The organism is Streptomyces sp. NPDC026515 (genome assembly GCF_055567595.1).
The window spans coordinates 122,961-138,315 of sequence record NZ_JBVHQD010000023.1; the positions used below are offsets into that span (position 1 = coordinate 122,961).

Genomic DNA, 15,355 nt, shown 5'->3' on the forward strand with positions numbered 1-15,355 from the left:
CCACATGCGCTCGCACCTGCTCAATGACCGGACCGTGGAGCACTACCGCCGCTCCGTGACCGAAGGAGTAGAGCGGGTGGCGGCCAAACTCGCCACCACCGACCGGCCGTTCACGGGTGTCACCGTCGACGACCTCGCCCCCCTCGTCGAGGGCATCGACCTCGACCAGCCGTTGCACGACACCAGCGCTGTCCTGGACGAGCTGGAGGACGTCTACCTCCGGGACGCTGTCTACTTCCACCACCCCCGCTACCTGGCCCACCTCAACTGCCCGGTGGTCATCCCGGCGGTGCTCGGCGAGGCGGTGCTCACCGCCGTCAACTCGTCCCTGGACACCTGGGACCAGTCGGCCGGCGGCACCCTGATCGAGCGGCGGCTGATCGACTGGACGACCGCCCGCATCGGCCTCGGTGAGGCCGCCGACGGCGTGTTCACCTCGGGCGGCACCCAGTCCAACCTCCAGGCGCTGCTGCTCGCGAGGGAGGAGGCGAAGCCGGGGCCGGACGGGTGGGAGGGACCGGCCTCCCTGGCCGGACTGCGGATCCTCGCCTCCGAGGTCAGCCACTTCAGCGTGAAGAAGTCGGCGAAACTGCTCGGCCTCGGCCAGGACGCGGTGGTCTGCGTCCCCGTCGGCCAGGACAAGCGGATGCAGACCGTCGCCCTCGCCCGCGAACTGGAGCGCTGCAGGAACGACGGCCTGGTGCCCATGGCGGTCGTCGCCACCGCCGGCACCACCGACTTCGGCTCCATAGACCCGCTGCCGGAGATCGCCGAGCTGTGCGCGCAGTACGGCGTCTGGATGCACGTCGACGCGGCCTACGGCTGCGGACTGCTCGCCTCCCTGAAGCACCGGGACCGGATCGCCGGGATCGAGCGCGCCGACTCGGTCACCGTCGACTACCACAAGGCCTTCTTCCAGCCGGTGAGTTCGTCGGCCGTGCTGGTCCGGGACGCCGCGACCCTGCGCCACGCCACCTACCACGCGGAGTACCTCAACCCCCGCCGGACGGTCGAGGAGCGCATCCCCAACCAGGTCGACAAGTCCCTGCAGACCACCCGACGCTTCGACGCCCTCAAGCTGTGGATGACGCTGCGCACCATGGGCGCGGACGGCATCGGCCGGCTCTTCGACGAGGTCTGCGACCTGGCCGCGGAGGGCTGGCGGGTGCTGGCCGCCGACCCCCGCTTCGACGTCGTCGTCCAGCCGTCGCTGTCCACCCTCGTCTTCCGTTACATCCCGGCGGCCGTCACCGACCCGGCCGGGATCGACCGCGCCAACCTGTACGCCCGCAAGGCACTGTTCGCCTCCGGTGACGCGGTCGTCGCGGGCACCAAGGTCGGCGGCCGCCACTACCTCAAGTTCACCCTGCTCAACCCCGAGACCACGACGGCCGACATCACCGCCGTCCTCGATCTGATCGCCGGCCACGCCGAGCAGTACCTGGGAGAGTCCGTTGACCGCGCGTCCTGACCACCCGACCACCGTCCATGACTTCGTGGGCATCGGGCTCGGGCCCTTCAACCTCGGTCTCGCCTGCCTGACCGAGCCGATCGCCGAACTGGACGGCGTCTTCCTGGACTCGAAGCCCGCCTTCGAATGGCATGCCGGCATGTTCCTGGACGGCGCCCACCTCCAGACCCCGTTCATGTCGGACCTGGTCACCCTGGCCGACCCCACCTCGCCGTACTCCTTCCTCAACTACCTGAAGGAGAAGGGCCGGCTGTACTCGTTCTACATCCGCGAGAACTTCTATCCGCTGCGGGTGGAGTACGACGACTACTGCCGGTGGGCCGCCGACAAGCTGACCAACGTCCGCTTCGGCACCACGGTGACGGAGGTCCGCCACGACGACGGGCTGTACGTCCTCGCCACCGCCGCCGGCGACACCTACCGCGCCCGCCGGCTGGTCCTCGGCACCGGCACCCCGCCCTACATCCCGGAGGCCTGCCAGGGCCTGGGCGGCGACTTCATCCACAACTCGCGGTACCTGCGGCACAAGCAGGAACTCCAGTCCAAGGAGTCCATCACGCTGGTCGGCAGCGGCCAGTCCGCCGCCGAGATCTACTACGACCTGCTCAGCGAGATCGACGTCCACGGCTACCGCCTGAACTGGGTGACCCGCTCGCCGCGCTTCTTCCCGCTCGAATACACCAAGCTCACGCTGGAGATGACCAGCCCGGAGTACATCGACTACTTCCACGCCCTGCCCGAGCAGACCCGTTACCGGCTCACGGCCGAACAGAAGGGCCTGTTCAAGGGGATCGACGGCGACCTGATCAACGAGATCTTCGACCTGCTCTACCAGAAGAACCTCGGCGGGCCGGTCCCCACCCGGCTGCTCACCAACTCCAGCCTGAACGCGGCGGCCTACGACAACGGCACCTACACCCTCGCCCTGCGTCAGGAGGAGCAGGGCAGGGACTACGAACTGGAGACCCAGGGCCTGGTCCTCGCCACCGGCTACCGGTACACCGAGCCGGAGTTCCTCCGGCCCGTCCGCGACCGGCTGCGCTACGACGCGCACGGCAACTTCGACGTGGCCCGCAACTACGCCGTCGACGTCACGGGCCGGGGGGTGTTCCTCCAGAACGCCGGCGTCCACACCCACAGCATCACCAGCCCCGACCTGGGCATGGGCCCCTACCGGAACGCGTACATCATCCGCGAGCTGCTCGGCTCGGAGTACTACCCGGTGGAGAAGACCATCGCCTTCCAGGAGTTCGCGATATGAGCACGCCGACCACGGCAACGACGTTCACCTTCCGGCCCCTGGACCCCCTCCGGGACGGCGAGCTGCTGCACTCCTGGGTCACCCACCCCAAGGCGGCCCACTGGATGATGCAGGGCGCCGGACCGGAGGAAGTCGAGCGGGCCTACAGGGAGATCGCCGCCGACGAGCACCACCATGCGCTCCTCGGCCTCGGCGAGGACGGTGAGCCCGCCTTCCTCATGGAGTACTACGATCCCGCCCACCGCGAGCTGGCCGGGCTGTACGAGCCGGAGCCGGGCGACGTCGGGATGCACTTCCTGACCCCGGCCACCGACACGCCCGTGCACGGCTTCACCAGGGCCGTCATCACGGCCGTGGTGGCGCACCTCTTCGAGGACCCGGCGGCCCGCCGGATCGTCGTCGAACCGGACGTGCACAACACGGCCGTGCACGCGCTGAACGAGGCCGTCGGGTTCGTGCCCGTGGGCGAGATCCAGAAGCCGGAGAAGACGGCGTTGCTGAGCTTCTGCACCCGGGAGCGGTTCGAGAAGGCGGTGGCCACCGTATGACCCTCGCCGACGCCGTGGCCCATCTCTCCCCCGAGCGCTGGGAGAGGGCCAACCGGCTCCTGATACGCAAGGCGCTCGCCGAGTTCGCCCACGAACGCCTGATCACCCCGGAGCGGGACGGGGAGTCGTACACCGTCCGCAGCGACGACGGGCTCACCCGGTACCGCTTCACCGCCGTCCGCCGGGCCCTGGACCACTGGCAGGTGGACGCCGACTCCATCAGCCGGGTCCGCGACGGTGCCGGACTCCCGCTCGCCGCCCTCGACTTCTTCATCGAGCTGAAGGACTCGCTGGGTCTGAGCGACGAGATCCTGCCGGTCTACCTGGAGGAGATCTCCTCCACCCTGTCCGGCACCTGCTACAAGCTGACCAAGCCGCAGATCCCGGTCGCCGAGCTCGCCGGAAGCGGTTTCCAGGCCATCGAGACCGGGATGACCGAGGGCCACCCCTGTTTCGTCGCCAACAACGGCCGGCTCGGCTTCGGCGTCCACGAGTACCTGTCGTACGCCCCCGAGACCGCGAGCCCGGTCCGGCTGGTCTGGCTCGCGGCCCACACCTCACGTGCCGCGTTCACGGCGGGCGTGGGCATCGACTACGAGTCCTTCGTACGGGACGAGCTGGGCGAGAGGACCGTCGAGCGCTTCCACGGCGTCCTGCGCGACCGGGGCCTGGACCCCGCCGACTACCTCTTCGTCCCGGTCCACCCCTGGCAGTGGTGGAACAAGCTCACCGTCACCTTCGCGGCCGAGGTCGCCCGCGGCCACCTCGTCTGTCTGGGAGAGGGCGACGACGAGTACCTGGCCCAGCAGTCCATCAGGACCTTCTTCAACAGCTCCCACCCCGGCAAGCACTACGTCAAGACCGCCCTGTCGGTCCTCAACATGGGCTTCATGCGCGGTCTTTCGGCCGCCTACATGGAGGCCACCCCGGCGATCAACGACTGGCTGGCCGAGCTCATCGACAACGACCCGGTGCTCAGGTCCACCGGCCTGTCGATCATCCGGGAGCGGGCCGCCGTCGGGTACCGGCACCTGGAGTACGAACGGGCGACCGACCGCTACTCGCCGTACCGGAAGATGCTGGCGGCGCTCTGGCGGGAGAGCCCGGTGCCGTCGCTCCAGGAGGGCGAGTCGCTCGCGACGATGGCCTCGCTGGTCCATGTGGACCACGAGGGCGCCTCCTTCGCCGCCGCGCTGATCGAGCGGAGCGGGCTGACGCCCGAGGACTGGCTGCGGGCGTACCTGAAGGCCTACTTCACGCCGCTCCTGCACAGCTTCTACGCCTACGACCTGGTGTTCATGCCGCACGGCGAGAACGTCATCCTGGTACTGAGGGACGGCGTGGTGCAGCGGGCGATCTACAAGGACATCGCCGAGGAGATCGCGGTCATGGACCCGGACGCGGTGCTGCCGCCCGCGGTCGAGCGGCTGCGCGTCGAGGTCCCCGACGACAGGAAGCTGCTGTCGGTCTTCACGGACGTCTTCGACTGCTTCTTCCGCTTCCTCGCCGCGAACCTGGCGGCCGAAGGGGTCCTGACGGAGGACGACTTCTGGCGGACGGTCGCCGAGGTCACCCGCGCATACCAGGAATCGGCGCCCGAACTCGCCGACAGGTTCGCGCGGTACGACATGTTCGCGCCCGAGTTCGCGCTGTCCTGCCTCAACCGGCTCCAGCTGCGCGACAACAGGCAGATGGTGGACCTGGCGGACCCCTCGGGCGCCCTCCAGCTGGTCGGAACCCTGAGAAATCCCGTCGCGGGGTTCTGATCCGGGCCGACGGGCTCCCCCGAGTACGGTCCTCGGGGGAGCCCGTCGGCCATTTCCGGTTCGGCCTATTTCGCGGGCCAGGGCACCTGCGGAGAGCGGTAGTAGCCGATGCCCAGCGCGTCCCAGCGGGGCGCCTGCGCGGCGAGCCGCACCTTGTAGGCGTCCCAGTCGTGCGTGGACGCCGGCGACCAGCCCAGCTCCGCCACCCCGGGCAGCCGGGGGAAGGCCATGACGTCGATGTCGGCGCTGGTCACGAGGGTCTCGGACCACAGCGGTGCCTCGACCCCGCGGATCGCCGAACCCGGCGCCCCCGCAAGGTAGTCGCCCGGATCCCAGTCGTAGGACCGCCGCACCTCCACCAGGCCGGCCCAGTCCTGGCCGAGCGGGGTGTCCTCGGTGTACTTCATGTCGAGGTAGACCCGGTCGGCGGGCGAGAGGATCAGTCCGGTGCCGTGCTGCGCGGCCGTGGCCACCTGGGCCTTCTCGTCCGCGCTCGTGTCGTCGAGCCCCCAGTACTGGGCGATCGCGCCCGGCACCGGATGCGCGCCGGTCAGCTGGTGCCAGCCGATCACCGTCTTGCCGTACTTCGCGACGAGCGGCTGCACCCGGTCCATGAACGCCACGTAGTCCTCGTGGCTGGTGGAGTGCGCCTCGTCGCCGCCGATGTGGAGATAGCGGCCCGGGGTGAGGGCGGCCAGTTCGCGGATGACGTCGTCGACGAAGTCGTACGTCACCTGCTTCGAGACGCACAGCGAACTGAAACCGACGTCCGTGCCGGTGTACAGCGGCGGCGCGGTGCCGTCGCAGTTGAGGCCGGCGTAGGAGGCGAGGGCCGCGTTGGTGTGGCCGGGCATGTCGATCTCGGGGACGACCTCCAGATAGCGGGAGGCGGCGTAGCGGACGATGTCCTCGTACTGGGCCTTGGTGTAGTGGCCGCCCCGGCCGCCGCCGACCTGGGTGGAGCCGCCGTAGGCCGCCAGGCGGGGCCAGGAGTCGACGGCGATGCGCCAGCCCTGGTCGTCGCTGAGGTGCAGATGCAGCTCGTTGATCTTGTAGAGGGCCAGTTCGTCGATGTACCGCTTGACCTGGGCCACGGTGAAGAAGTGCCGTGACACGTCGAGCATCGCGCCCCGGTAGGCGTATCGGGGGCGGTCGGTGATGGTGCCGCCCGCGACCAGCCAGGGGCCCGGTTGAGCGGTGTCCTTCTCGACGGCGGCCGGGAGCAGCTGGCGCAGGGTCTGGACGCCGTGGAAGAGGCCGGCGGGTGCGGCGGCGGTGAGGGTGACCCCGTCGCGGCCGCTGTCGAGGCGATAGCCCTCGGCGCCGAACGGGCCCTTGGCCAGCCGGAGCCGAATGCCCGGGGTGCCGTGCGTGGTCAGCGGCACCCGGTAGCCGGTGGACGGGCGCAGCAGGTCCGCGAGGTATTCGCCGACGCGCCGGGCCTCCGGGGAGCCGTCGACGCGGATGGCGGTGTCGCGGGTGATGCGGTACGGCGCGCCGCCGACCTTGACCGAGGCGGGCGCCGGGACGACCCGGTCCAGCGGGGCGGGAACGGGTCCGGGCGCGGGTGGGGTGGCGCCGACCGTGAAGGCGCCGGCCGCCGCGACCAGCAGCAGGGACCCGAGGACCCGGGCCAGGCGAGGAGTACGGGGGGTGCGGGGAGTCGTTCTGTGGTGCGGTCGCACATGCGCTCCCTTCGACAGAACATCGGCAAAGACATCGGAACTCGGTGCAGGGGACTCGGCTGAGGATGCACCACCGGCCCGGATTGGTCGAGACCACCCGGCCGTACTTCCGGTGGAACAATCCCCCCCATGGCGGAAATCATCCAGAAGAACGCCACCTGGGCCTTGGACGGAGACGCTCTGCGGCTGACTCCCGGGCGGGACAGGAACGTCAGCGTGCTGCGCCGGACGCTGGGTGAACTGGTCGTGCCGCTGGGCGCGTTGGCGGGTGTCTCGTTCGAGCAGGGGCGCAGGTCGGGGCTGCTGAGGCTGCGGCTGCGGGACGGCGCCGATCCGCTGCTGCAGGCCACCGGCGGCCGGCTCGCCGAGCCTCACGACCCGTACCGGCTGTCCGTGGAGCCGGACCGGTACGGCGTCGCCGAGTACTTCACGGACTCGGTGCGCGACGCACTGCTGCTGGAGCGGGTCCCGGGCACGCCGGTGACCGGGTATCTGCTGCCGGGTCCGCACCTGCCGCTGTCGGTCTCCGCCGGGGACGGCACGGCCGGTTTCGACGGCGAGCGGGTGCGGCTGGAGTGGAACTGGAAGACGGAGGACGTGAAGGCGGCCGCCGGTCCCCGCACGCTGGCCCTGGCGGACATCCTGGCCGTGGAGTGGCAGCCGTCCGCGGGTCTGGAGAACGGCCATCTGCGGTTCCGGGTGCGCGGCGCTCCGGCCGCGGCGCGGGCGAAGTACGACCCCAACGCGGTGGAGCTGTGGGGGTTCAAGCGCGATCCGCTGATGGCGCTGGTCGCGGCGGCGGTGCAGGCGCGGCTGCCGCATCCGTCGGCGGCCCCGCCCGAGGCGCCCCTCCCGGCCGGGGAGCCCGAGGCCGATCACGACGCGCTGCTGCGGCGGCTGCGCGAACTGGGTGAGCTGCACCGCGCGGGCGTGCTCACGGACGAGGAGTTCGCGAGGGCCAAAGGCGCGGTGCTCAAGCGGATGTGAGAAGGCGGGAGCGGGTGGTTCCCATACGGCCACAGGACCACCCGCCCACCTTCTGCCGGGTGTTACTTGGCCTTGCGCCACCGTGAAGTGGTCGATGCGCTCGCCGGTCTCGGCGATGCCCGACACCTTCAGCTTGGCGTACCGGCCGCGCGGCGCCGGCTCGACGTCCACGCGCAGGAACGAGTAGTTGAGGTAGCGCACCCGGGACCAGGTGACGGTCTCGTCGACCTTGCCGTCCTTGGTGTTGACGAAGGAGGCGACGGAGTCGACCTCGTTCAGGTGGCCCTCGTAGGAGTCCGGAGCGGTGAAGGCGTACAGGCTGCGGCCGGCCGCGCCCGCGGTGACGTAGACGACACCCTCGGACTCGGGGTAGGAGGTCTCGCCGATCGGGAGCTTCTTGACGACCTTGTTGCCCTTGATCACGTCGGTGCGCTCGTACTGGTGGTTGTGGCCGTTGATGACCAGGTCGACCGTGTACTTCTCGAACAGCGGCACCCACTCCTGTCGCACGCCTCCCTCCGAGGCGTGCGCCGTGGACGTGCAGTAGGCGCAGTGGTGGAAGAACACGACGACGAAGTCGATGTCCTTGTCGGCACGGAACTTCTTGAGCTGCGCCTCGAACCACTTGGTCTGGGTTCCGCCGGAGATGCCCAGGTTGGCCGGGATCTCGAAGGAGACGTCGTTCGGGTCCAGCGAGATGATCGCCGTGTTGCCGTGGACGAAGGAGTACACGCCCGGCAGGTTCTTCCTGTCCGGCCCGTTGTCGGGCAGGGTGAAGCGGGCCTCCTCGCCGCCGTAGCCGTTCGGCGAGTACCAGGCCTCCATGTCGTGGTTGCCGTAGGAGACCATCCACGGCACGGACTTGGCGACCGACTCGGTCTGGGCCAGGAACTGGTCCCACACGCGGGAGTCGAAGCCGGTGTCGGCGGTCTTGCCGGCGCCGGACGGGTCGGCGTAGGCGATGTCACCGGCGTGCAGGTGGAAGCTGGGGTTCTGGCCGAGGATCAGGGCGTCGTTGGCCAGGCCGTGGTAGCTGACGCCCTGGTCGCCGAAGGCCGTGAAGGTGAACGGCTCCTTGTTGCGGGGGGCGGTGGTGAAGGTGCCGATGGTGCTGGCGTACTGCGGGGCGGCCGGGTCGAAGCCCTCGTGGCCGACGCCGTAGAAGTAGGTGCGGCCCGGCTTGAGGCCGGCCAGCTCGGCGTGCACGTACTACTGCGTGTGGTCGCCGCTGGCGCCGATGCCGGCCGGGGTGTAGAGGGTGCGGATCTCGGCCGGGATCCGGACCGAGAGATGCGAGGCGTGGGTGCCGATCCGGACGAAGGGCTTCTTGACCGCGACCGGAACCTGCCAGGAGATCGTCATCTCCGTGCCCGCGTCGTTGCCGAAGGCCAGGTGCCGGCCGAAGGGCGCCACGTAGGCGCCGTCGACGTACGGGGTCGCGGGGGCGGAGGACCGGGTGGGGGCGGCCGCCTGAGCCGTGCCGCCCAGGACGAACGAGCCGCCTGTGACGGCGCCGGCAGTCACGGCGCCGCCTCTGATCATCGAGCGCCGGGAGAATGCGGCGCGGAGGTACTCGTGCTGCTCGGCCATGCTCATGCGCTCGGCAAGCTCATCGGGTACGCCCATACGAGGAATGTCCATGACGTCTGAAACTCGCCGCGACAAGCAACGTGGCGCAAGACACAGGATGGACAGCCTGCGAACAGAGCCCCATACGGGATTCAACAGGCCGCTGCCCGGAATCGGGCAGGATTCTTGCTAAACCGCCGTTCCGTACTCCAGGATCTACGGGTGCACGACGAACTTGTTGATCATCTGACGCGCTCCACGCCCCTGAGCCGGGGCGAGGCGCTGCGGGTGATACAGGACGTGCTCGCCTACTTCGACGAGACGGCCGGGGACTACGTCCGGCGCCGCCACCGCGAACTCCAGGCGGACGGCCTGGTGAACGCGGAGATCTTCGAACGGATCGAGGCGGATCTGAAGTACAGGGCGGTCGCCCCGCCGGAGCTCACCGTCCGGCAGCTGCGTCGCATGGTCTACGGCTGAGGAATACGGAACACCTATACATGTGCGGAATTGTCGGATACATCGGTAAGCGTGACGTGGCCCCCCTGCTCCTGGAGGGTCTGCAGCGGCTGGAGTACCGCGGCTACGACTCGGCGGGCATCGTCGTCTCCTCCCCGAAGGCGGCCGGCCTGAAGATGGTCAAGGCCAAGGGCCGGGTCCGGGACCTGGAGGCCAAGGTCCCGGCACGCTTCAAGGGCACCACCGGAATCGCCCACACCCGCTGGGCCACCCACGGCGCGCCCTCCGACCTGAACGCCCACCCGCACATGTCGGCCGACCAGAAGGTCGCCGTCGTCCACAACGGCATCATCGACAACGCCGCCGACCTGCGCCGCAAGCTGGAGGCGGACGGCGTCGAGTTCCTCTCCGAGACCGACACCGAGGTCCTCGTCCACCTGATCGCGCGCTCCCAGGCGGAGACCCTGGAGGAGCGGGTCCGCCAGGCGCTGCGCCTGATCGAGGGCACCTACGGCATCGCCGTCATGCACGCCGACTTCCCCGAGCGCATCGTGGTGGCCCGCAACGGCTCCCCGGTCGTCCTCGGCATCGGCGACAAGGAGATGTTCGTCGCCTCCGACATCGCGGCCCTGGTCACCCACACCCGCCAGATAGTGACGCTGGACGACGGCGAGATGGCCACCCTCAAGGCCGACGACTTCCGGACGTACACCACCGAGGGCACCCGCACGACCGCCGAGCCGACCACCGTGGAGTGGGAGGCCGAGTCGTACGACATGGGCGGCCACGACACGTACATGCACAAGGAGATCTTCGAGCAGCCCGACGCGGTCGACCGCGTGCTGCGCGGACGGATCGACGACCGCTTCTCCACCGTGCACCTCGGCGGCCTCAACCTGGACGCCCGGGACGCGCGGGCCGTGCGCCGGGTGAAGATCCTCGGCTGCGGCACGTCGTACCACGCGGGCATGATCGGCGCCCAGATGATCGAGGAGCTGGCCCGGATCCCCGCGGACGCCGAGCCTGCCTCCGAGTTCCGCTACCGCAACGCGGTCGTCGACCCGGACACCCTCTACATCGCGGTCTCCCAGTCCGGGGAGACGTACGACGTCCTCGCCGCCGTCCAGGAACTGAAGCGCAAGGGCGCGCGGGTGCTGGGCGTGGTGAACGTGGTCGGCTCGGCGATCGCCCGCGAGGCGGACGGCGGCATGTACGTGCACGCAGGGCCGGAGGTCTGCGTGGTCTCCACGAAGTGCTTCACGAACACGACCGTCGCCTTCGGCCTGCTCGCCCTGCACCTCGGCCGCACCCGTGACCTCTCGGTCCGGGACGGCAAACGGATCATCGAGGGCCTGCGCAGACTGCCGGCCCAGATCTCGGAGATCCTCGACCAGGAGGCGGAGATCGAGGAGCTGGCGAAGGAGTACGCCGACGCCCGCTCGATGCTCTTCATCGGCCGCGTCCGGGGCTACCCGGTGGCCCGCGAGGCCTCCCTGAAGCTCAAGGAGGTCTCCTACATCCACGCGGAGGCCTACCCGGCGTCCGAGCTGAAGCACGGCCCGCTGGCCCTGATCGAGCCGGCGCTCCCCACGGTGGCGATCGTCCCCGACGACGACCTCCTGGAGAAGAACCGCGCGGCCCTGGAGGAGATCAAGGCCCGCAGCGGCAAGATCCTGGCGGTGGCCCACCGGCACCAGGAGAAGGCGGACCGCACGATCGTCGTCCCGAAGAACGAGGACGAACTCGACCCCATCCTGATGGGTATCCCGCTCCAGCTCCTCGCTTACCACACGGCGAAGGCGCTCGGCCGGGACATCGACAAGCCGAGGAACCTGGCGAAGTCGGTGACGGTGGAGTAGCGCCGCGTTCGGCTGCGCGGGTGCGACGAGCCCCACCGACCCTCACGGGCCGACCAAACCGAACGGACCCCCACGTGTGCCACCAAGCCACGAAGGGGTCCGCTCATTGGATCGCCGGGGACGCCCAACTCCCCGGCGTCGGCTGCCATATCAGCCGGTGGCCGTCACCCCCCGGCCGGCAGCCCGCCTCGGAAGTGCCGTCGGCCAGTGCGCGAGCGCGGCCGTCGCGGCGTACCAGGCCACCGCCCCCGCCGCCACGGCGACCCAGCCGCCCACCTTGACCAGCGAGGAGCTGTCGGCGAAGTTCGCGACAGCCAGGAGCACCATCGACAGGAACAGCAGTGCGTGCGTGCCCTGTCCGAGCGTGTCGCCGCCCGCGAGGGTCAACGACAGTGCCACCAGTGCGAAGAGGAGCAGGAAGAGCCCGGCCGCGTTGGCCGAGGCGTTGGAGCCGGACGAGACGGCCCAGGTGAACCAGAGGGCACCGAGGGCCACACAGCCCGTGCCGTTCACGGTGTCACGGTCACGGAAGGCCAGCAGGCCGACGAGGAAGAGGGCGACTCCGCCCACGTAGTGGGCGACTGACACGGCGTCGGACGTGGTGACGTCGTCGATCACGCCGGTGGTGCCGATACCGAACGCCAACAGGGTGATCCCCAGGGCGAGTCGGCCGGCCACGGTAGTGGTTCCGCTTCCCGCAGAGACGTCGTTGTCCACGGCGGGCTCCCTTCATACTTTGTGCACTTGTGCGCGGTGACCGATATATGCCCTTCACAAGGACACAAACACCTCTACGCACGAGTAGATTTACGCACGCACAAAGGGAGCCGGGCCGTACCCACGGCGCATCTCACCTGGGAGAGCGCGGAGTTACGGAATGACAACGACAGGCCGCTTGGCCCGCTTGGCGAGTCTGCCCGCGACGGAGCCGAAGATCCGCCCGACGATCCCGTGGGTCGACCCCACGACGATCGCGTCGGCCTCGTACTCCCGCCCCACCTCTTCGAGTTCGTGGCAGATGTCCCCGCCCCGCTCGACGAGGATCCAGGGCACCTCGGCCAGGTAGTCGGCGCAGGCGAGTTCGAGACCGAGCACCTCGGTGCGGTGGTCCGGCACGTCGACGAAGACGGGTGGCTCACAGCCGGCCCACACGGTGGTCGGCAGTCGGTTGGCGACGTGGACGATGATCAGCCCAGCGCGGGAGCGATGTGCCATCCCGATCGCGTAGGCGAGGGCGCGCTCACTGGAGGTGGAGCCGTCGAAGCCGACGACCACTCCGTGCTTGAAGGCGGGGTCGCAGGAAGGGCGTGACTCTTCCGCCGCCAGCGCATCGGCCGCCGTGGGATCGGCGACCGGCCGCTTGCGGTCCGCTGGATCGAAGAATTCGTGACCGGCCATGGCTGTCTCGGCGTTGTGATCCTTTGTGGGAGGGGACGACAGTGTGCGGCGGAGCTGTGTCCGGGAAACATCTTCCCAACCCCATACCCCCAAGGGTACGGCGGCACGCCTCCTCAGCCCAGATCCCGCGCACGCTCCGTAGGGAGCTTTCCCCGGAGTCGGTTGGGTTCCAGGGAGCATGCACGAGCCGCGCCCGTAACGCAATGGTTGCTGCCCCGTACAGGCGGTTTGCACAGGATTCGGACAGGAGCGCGGCCCACGCACGGTGACCGACCGCTCGAACACGCGTTGAACCCGACGGCAGCACCGCCGGGGAGCCGGCGGGAGCACTGCGCCAGGCAGAGCAGGGAGACGACCACATGTCCGGACCGCGCCCGAAACCCGGCCCGCACGCCGCCCAGGACACCGCGGGCGACGTCGTCCGCTGGGCCGCGTTCTCCTGCGTCCTCGTCCCCGTCGTGCTCCTCTGGTACGGCAGCTCGCCGGCCGGTGCCGCCGGCACCGCCCTCGGTCTGGCCGCCGTCACCGCGGCGTGCCGGTACCTGCTGCGCCGCTCGGTACGCGGGACGACAGCCCGGCCGCACGGAAACTCGCACGGGAAGCCGCGCAGAAAGCCGTCCGGAACACCGCACCGGGCACCCCGCGGGGCGGTCCGGGGAGGCGGACGTCACACTAGGAGCGGTACACCGGTCGACTGACCGGTTTCCGCGCACGGGAACGCTTCTTTTCAGCCAACTTCCCGACCCTGCGCAAGAGGGGCCCCCACCACCCCCCAACCCCCGTTCCACCTGCACGGAAAGGGTCCGGGAGACCCCGCGCACCCTACGCGGTTTGGCCACTGCCACGAGGCGCACTTCCCTGCACGGCCCGTGAGTGCAACGCTTCGTGATCGAATGCTTCACGCCAAGTTGTCATGTCGACAATCTGCGGCGTGTCGAACTGGTCAACGCGACACCGCGGAAACCAGTAGATTCGATCTTGACGTCTTACGGCGGGGGACTCGTGCAGGACCGAGGGGAAACGTGCAGGAGCGACACAACCGAGGAGCCGCGACCACCGAGGGGGGCTTAGCAGTATGAGCCACGACTCCACTGCCGCGCCGGAAGCCGCGGCCCGGAAACTCTCCGGGCGACGCCGCAAGGAGATCGTCGCGGTGCTGCTGTTCAGCGGCGGCCCCATCTTCGAGAGTTCCATACCGCTGTCGGTGTTCGGGATAGACCGCCAGGACGCCGGCGTACCGCGCTACCGACTACTGGTGTGCGGAGGCGAGGAAGGCCCGCTGCGGACCACAGGGGGCCTGGAACTCACCGCGCCACATGGCCTGGAGGCGATCTCACGCGCCGGCACGGTCGTCGTACCGGCCTGGCGCTCCATCACCGCGCCACCGCCCGAAGAGGCATTGGACGCGCTGCGCCGTGCCCATGAGGAAGGCGCCCGCATCGTCGGACTGTGCACCGGCGCGTTCGTACTGGCCGCCGCCGGGCTGCTGGACGGCCGGCCGGCCACCACGCACTGGATGTACGCGCCGACGCTGGCCAAGCGCTATCCGTCGGTGCACGTCGATCCACGCGAACTCTTCGTGGACGACGGCGACGTCCTGACGTCCGCCGGTACGGCGGCCGGAATCGACCTCTGCCTCCACATCGTGCGGACGGACCACGGCAACGAGGCGGCCGGCGCGCTCGCCCGCCGCCTGGTGGTCCCGCCGCGCCGCTCGGGCGGTCAGGAGCGCTACCTCGATCGGTCTTTACCAGAGGAGATCGGCGCCGACCCGCTCGCCGAGGTCGTCGCCTGGGCGCTGGAGCACCTCCACGAGCAGTTCGACGTGGAGACGCTGGCGGCACGCGCCTACATGAGCCGCCGGACCTTCGACCGCCGGTTCCGCTCACTGACGGGCAGCGCCCCGCTGCAGTGGCTGATCACGCAGCGGGTCCTCCAGGCGCAGCGTCTCCTGGAGACGTCCGACTACTCGGTGGACGAGGTGGCGGGCCGCTGCGGCTTCCGCTCCCCCGTCGCCCTGCGCGGGCACTTCCGCCGCCAGCTGGGTTCGTCCCCGGCGGCGTACCGGGCGGCGTACCGGGCACGGCGGCCTCAGGCCGAGCGGGCCGACACGCCGGAACCGGCACCGCTACCGACGACGGGCGCGCTGACGGTCCAGTACCCCGAGGGGGTACTCCCGATGCAGACCCGCAGGACCGCGGCGGTAGGCCTGTCGGCCAGCCTCCCGGGCCCGCGCACCGGCAGCTGACGCACCCGCCCCCCGTTATGTTTTCCGCGGTCCTGCAAGAGGGCCGCTGGCCTCCGGGCCCGGCATGGCTGTTCCCCCCTGTCGAACAGATGACCTGGGGGGTG

Annotated in this window: 12 protein-coding genes and 1 pseudogene; 9 read left to right on the forward strand and 4 right to left on the reverse strand. The window is 69.8% G+C overall.

Annotated elements, in window-relative coordinates; all coding sequences use genetic code 11:
* Positions 1 to 4: 4 nt before the first annotated feature.
* From desA to ACZ4O3_RS36540, 4 genes are read left to right on the forward strand one after another with little or no spacing between them, the layout of a single operon-like run.
* Positions 5 to 1,471 (forward strand): lysine decarboxylase DesA, encoded by a 1,467-nt coding sequence (desA, locus tag ACZ4O3_RS36525; protein WP_467726472.1) that lies wholly within the window; start codon positions 5 to 7, stop codon positions 1,469 to 1,471.
* Positions 1,455 to 2,732, forward strand: coding sequence for a lysine N(6)-hydroxylase/L-ornithine N(5)-oxygenase family protein (locus ACZ4O3_RS36530; protein ID WP_362724399.1), 1,278 nt, complete (start codon positions 1,455 to 1,457; stop codon positions 2,730 to 2,732). Before desA ends, ACZ4O3_RS36530 begins: the two co-directional genes overlap by 17 nt.
* Complete coding sequence (locus ACZ4O3_RS36535; RefSeq protein WP_362724395.1) at positions 2,729 to 3,280, forward strand: GNAT family N-acetyltransferase; 552 nt, start codon at positions 2,729 to 2,731, stop codon at positions 3,278 to 3,280. The genes ACZ4O3_RS36530 and ACZ4O3_RS36535 overlap by 4 nt, the downstream gene beginning before the upstream one ends.
* Positions 3,277 to 5,046, forward strand: a complete 1,770-nt coding sequence (locus ACZ4O3_RS36540; RefSeq protein WP_362724392.1) for an IucA/IucC family protein — start codon at positions 3,277 to 3,279, stop codon at positions 5,044 to 5,046. The genes ACZ4O3_RS36535 and ACZ4O3_RS36540 overlap by 4 nt, the downstream gene beginning before the upstream one ends.
* A gap of 65 nt (positions 5,047 to 5,111) precedes the next feature.
* On the opposite strand, the gene ACZ4O3_RS36545 is transcribed toward ACZ4O3_RS36540, so the two are convergent.
* Complete coding sequence (locus ACZ4O3_RS36545; RefSeq protein ID WP_467726477.1) at positions 5,112 to 6,731, reverse strand: beta-N-acetylhexosaminidase; 1,620 nt, start codon at positions 6,729 to 6,731, stop codon at positions 5,112 to 5,114.
* A gap of 129 nt (positions 6,732 to 6,860) precedes the next feature.
* Between ACZ4O3_RS36545 and ACZ4O3_RS36550 the strand changes: the two genes are divergently transcribed.
* A complete protein-coding gene (locus ACZ4O3_RS36550) occupies positions 6,861 to 7,718 on the forward strand; it encodes a DUF4429 domain-containing protein (protein WP_362720074.1) in 858 nt (285 codons plus the stop codon).
* Positions 7,719 to 7,790: 72 nt separating this feature from the next.
* On the opposite strand, the pseudogene ACZ4O3_RS36555 reads toward ACZ4O3_RS36550, so the two are convergent.
* A pseudogene (locus ACZ4O3_RS36555) lies at positions 7,791 to 9,344 on the reverse strand (purple acid phosphatase family protein); the annotation flags it as partial.
* A gap of 165 nt (positions 9,345 to 9,509) precedes the next feature.
* Between ACZ4O3_RS36555 and ACZ4O3_RS36560 the strand changes: the two are divergent.
* Together ACZ4O3_RS36560 and glmS are read left to right on the forward strand one after the other, a co-directional pair.
* Positions 9,510 to 9,767: a hypothetical protein gene (locus tag ACZ4O3_RS36560; RefSeq protein ID WP_362720077.1), complete on the forward strand. Its 258-nt coding sequence runs from the start codon at positions 9,510 to 9,512 to the stop codon at positions 9,765 to 9,767.
* Between the two features lie 20 nt (positions 9,768 to 9,787).
* Positions 9,788 to 11,605 (forward strand): glutamine--fructose-6-phosphate transaminase (isomerizing), encoded by a 1,818-nt coding sequence (glmS, locus tag ACZ4O3_RS36565; RefSeq protein WP_362720080.1) that lies wholly within the window; start codon positions 9,788 to 9,790, stop codon positions 11,603 to 11,605.
* A 150-nt stretch (positions 11,606 to 11,755) separates the two neighbouring features.
* On the opposite strand, the gene ACZ4O3_RS36570 is transcribed toward glmS, so the two are convergent.
* Both ACZ4O3_RS36570 and ACZ4O3_RS36575 read right to left on the reverse strand, forming a co-directional pair.
* Positions 11,756 to 12,322, reverse strand: coding sequence for a GPR1/FUN34/YaaH family transporter (locus ACZ4O3_RS36570; RefSeq protein ID WP_362720082.1), 567 nt, complete (start codon positions 12,320 to 12,322; stop codon positions 11,756 to 11,758).
* Between the two features lie 153 nt (positions 12,323 to 12,475).
* Entirely contained in the window at positions 12,476 to 13,003 is a 528-nt protein-coding gene (locus ACZ4O3_RS36575; protein ID WP_351712723.1) for a universal stress protein, read from the reverse strand.
* Positions 13,004 to 13,362: 359 nt separating this feature from the next.
* Here ACZ4O3_RS36575 and ACZ4O3_RS36580 point away from each other — a divergent pair, with 359 nt between their 5' ends.
* Complete coding sequence (locus ACZ4O3_RS36580) at positions 13,363 to 13,701, forward strand: hypothetical protein (RefSeq protein ID WP_362720085.1); 339 nt, start codon at positions 13,363 to 13,365, stop codon at positions 13,699 to 13,701.
* Positions 13,702 to 14,078: 377 nt separating this feature from the next.
* The gene (locus ACZ4O3_RS36585; RefSeq protein ID WP_467726475.1) at positions 14,079 to 15,251 is read left to right on the forward strand and encodes a helix-turn-helix domain-containing protein; all 1,173 of its coding nucleotides are present in this window, start codon (positions 14,079 to 14,081) and stop codon (positions 15,249 to 15,251) included.
* Positions 15,252 to 15,355 lie beyond the last annotated feature (104 nt).

Bases quoted from the DNA above. Each gene is read 5' to 3' on its own strand.
- desA (WP_467726472.1), top strand. From the start codon at position 5: ATGCGCTCGCACCTGCTCAATGACCGGACCGTGGAGCACTACCGCCGC.
- ACZ4O3_RS36535 (WP_362724395.1), top strand. From the start codon at position 2,729: ATGAGCACGCCGACCACGGCAACGACGTTCACCTTCCGGCCCCTGGAC.
- ACZ4O3_RS36540 (WP_362724392.1), top strand. From the start codon at position 3,277: ATGACCCTCGCCGACGCCGTGGCCCATCTCTCCCCCGAGCGCTGGGAG.
- ACZ4O3_RS36550 (WP_362720074.1), top strand. From the start codon at position 6,861: ATGGCGGAAATCATCCAGAAGAACGCCACCTGGGCCTTGGACGGAGAC.
- glmS (WP_362720080.1), top strand. From the start codon at position 9,788: ATGTGCGGAATTGTCGGATACATCGGTAAGCGTGACGTGGCCCCCCTG.
- ACZ4O3_RS36575 (WP_351712723.1), bottom strand. From the start codon at position 13,003: ATGGCCGGTCACGAATTCTTCGATCCAGCGGACCGCAAGCGGCCGGTC.
- ACZ4O3_RS36580 (WP_362720085.1), top strand. From the start codon at position 13,363: ATGTCCGGACCGCGCCCGAAACCCGGCCCGCACGCCGCCCAGGACACC.
- ACZ4O3_RS36585 (WP_467726475.1), top strand. From the start codon at position 14,079: ATGAGCCACGACTCCACTGCCGCGCCGGAAGCCGCGGCCCGGAAACTC.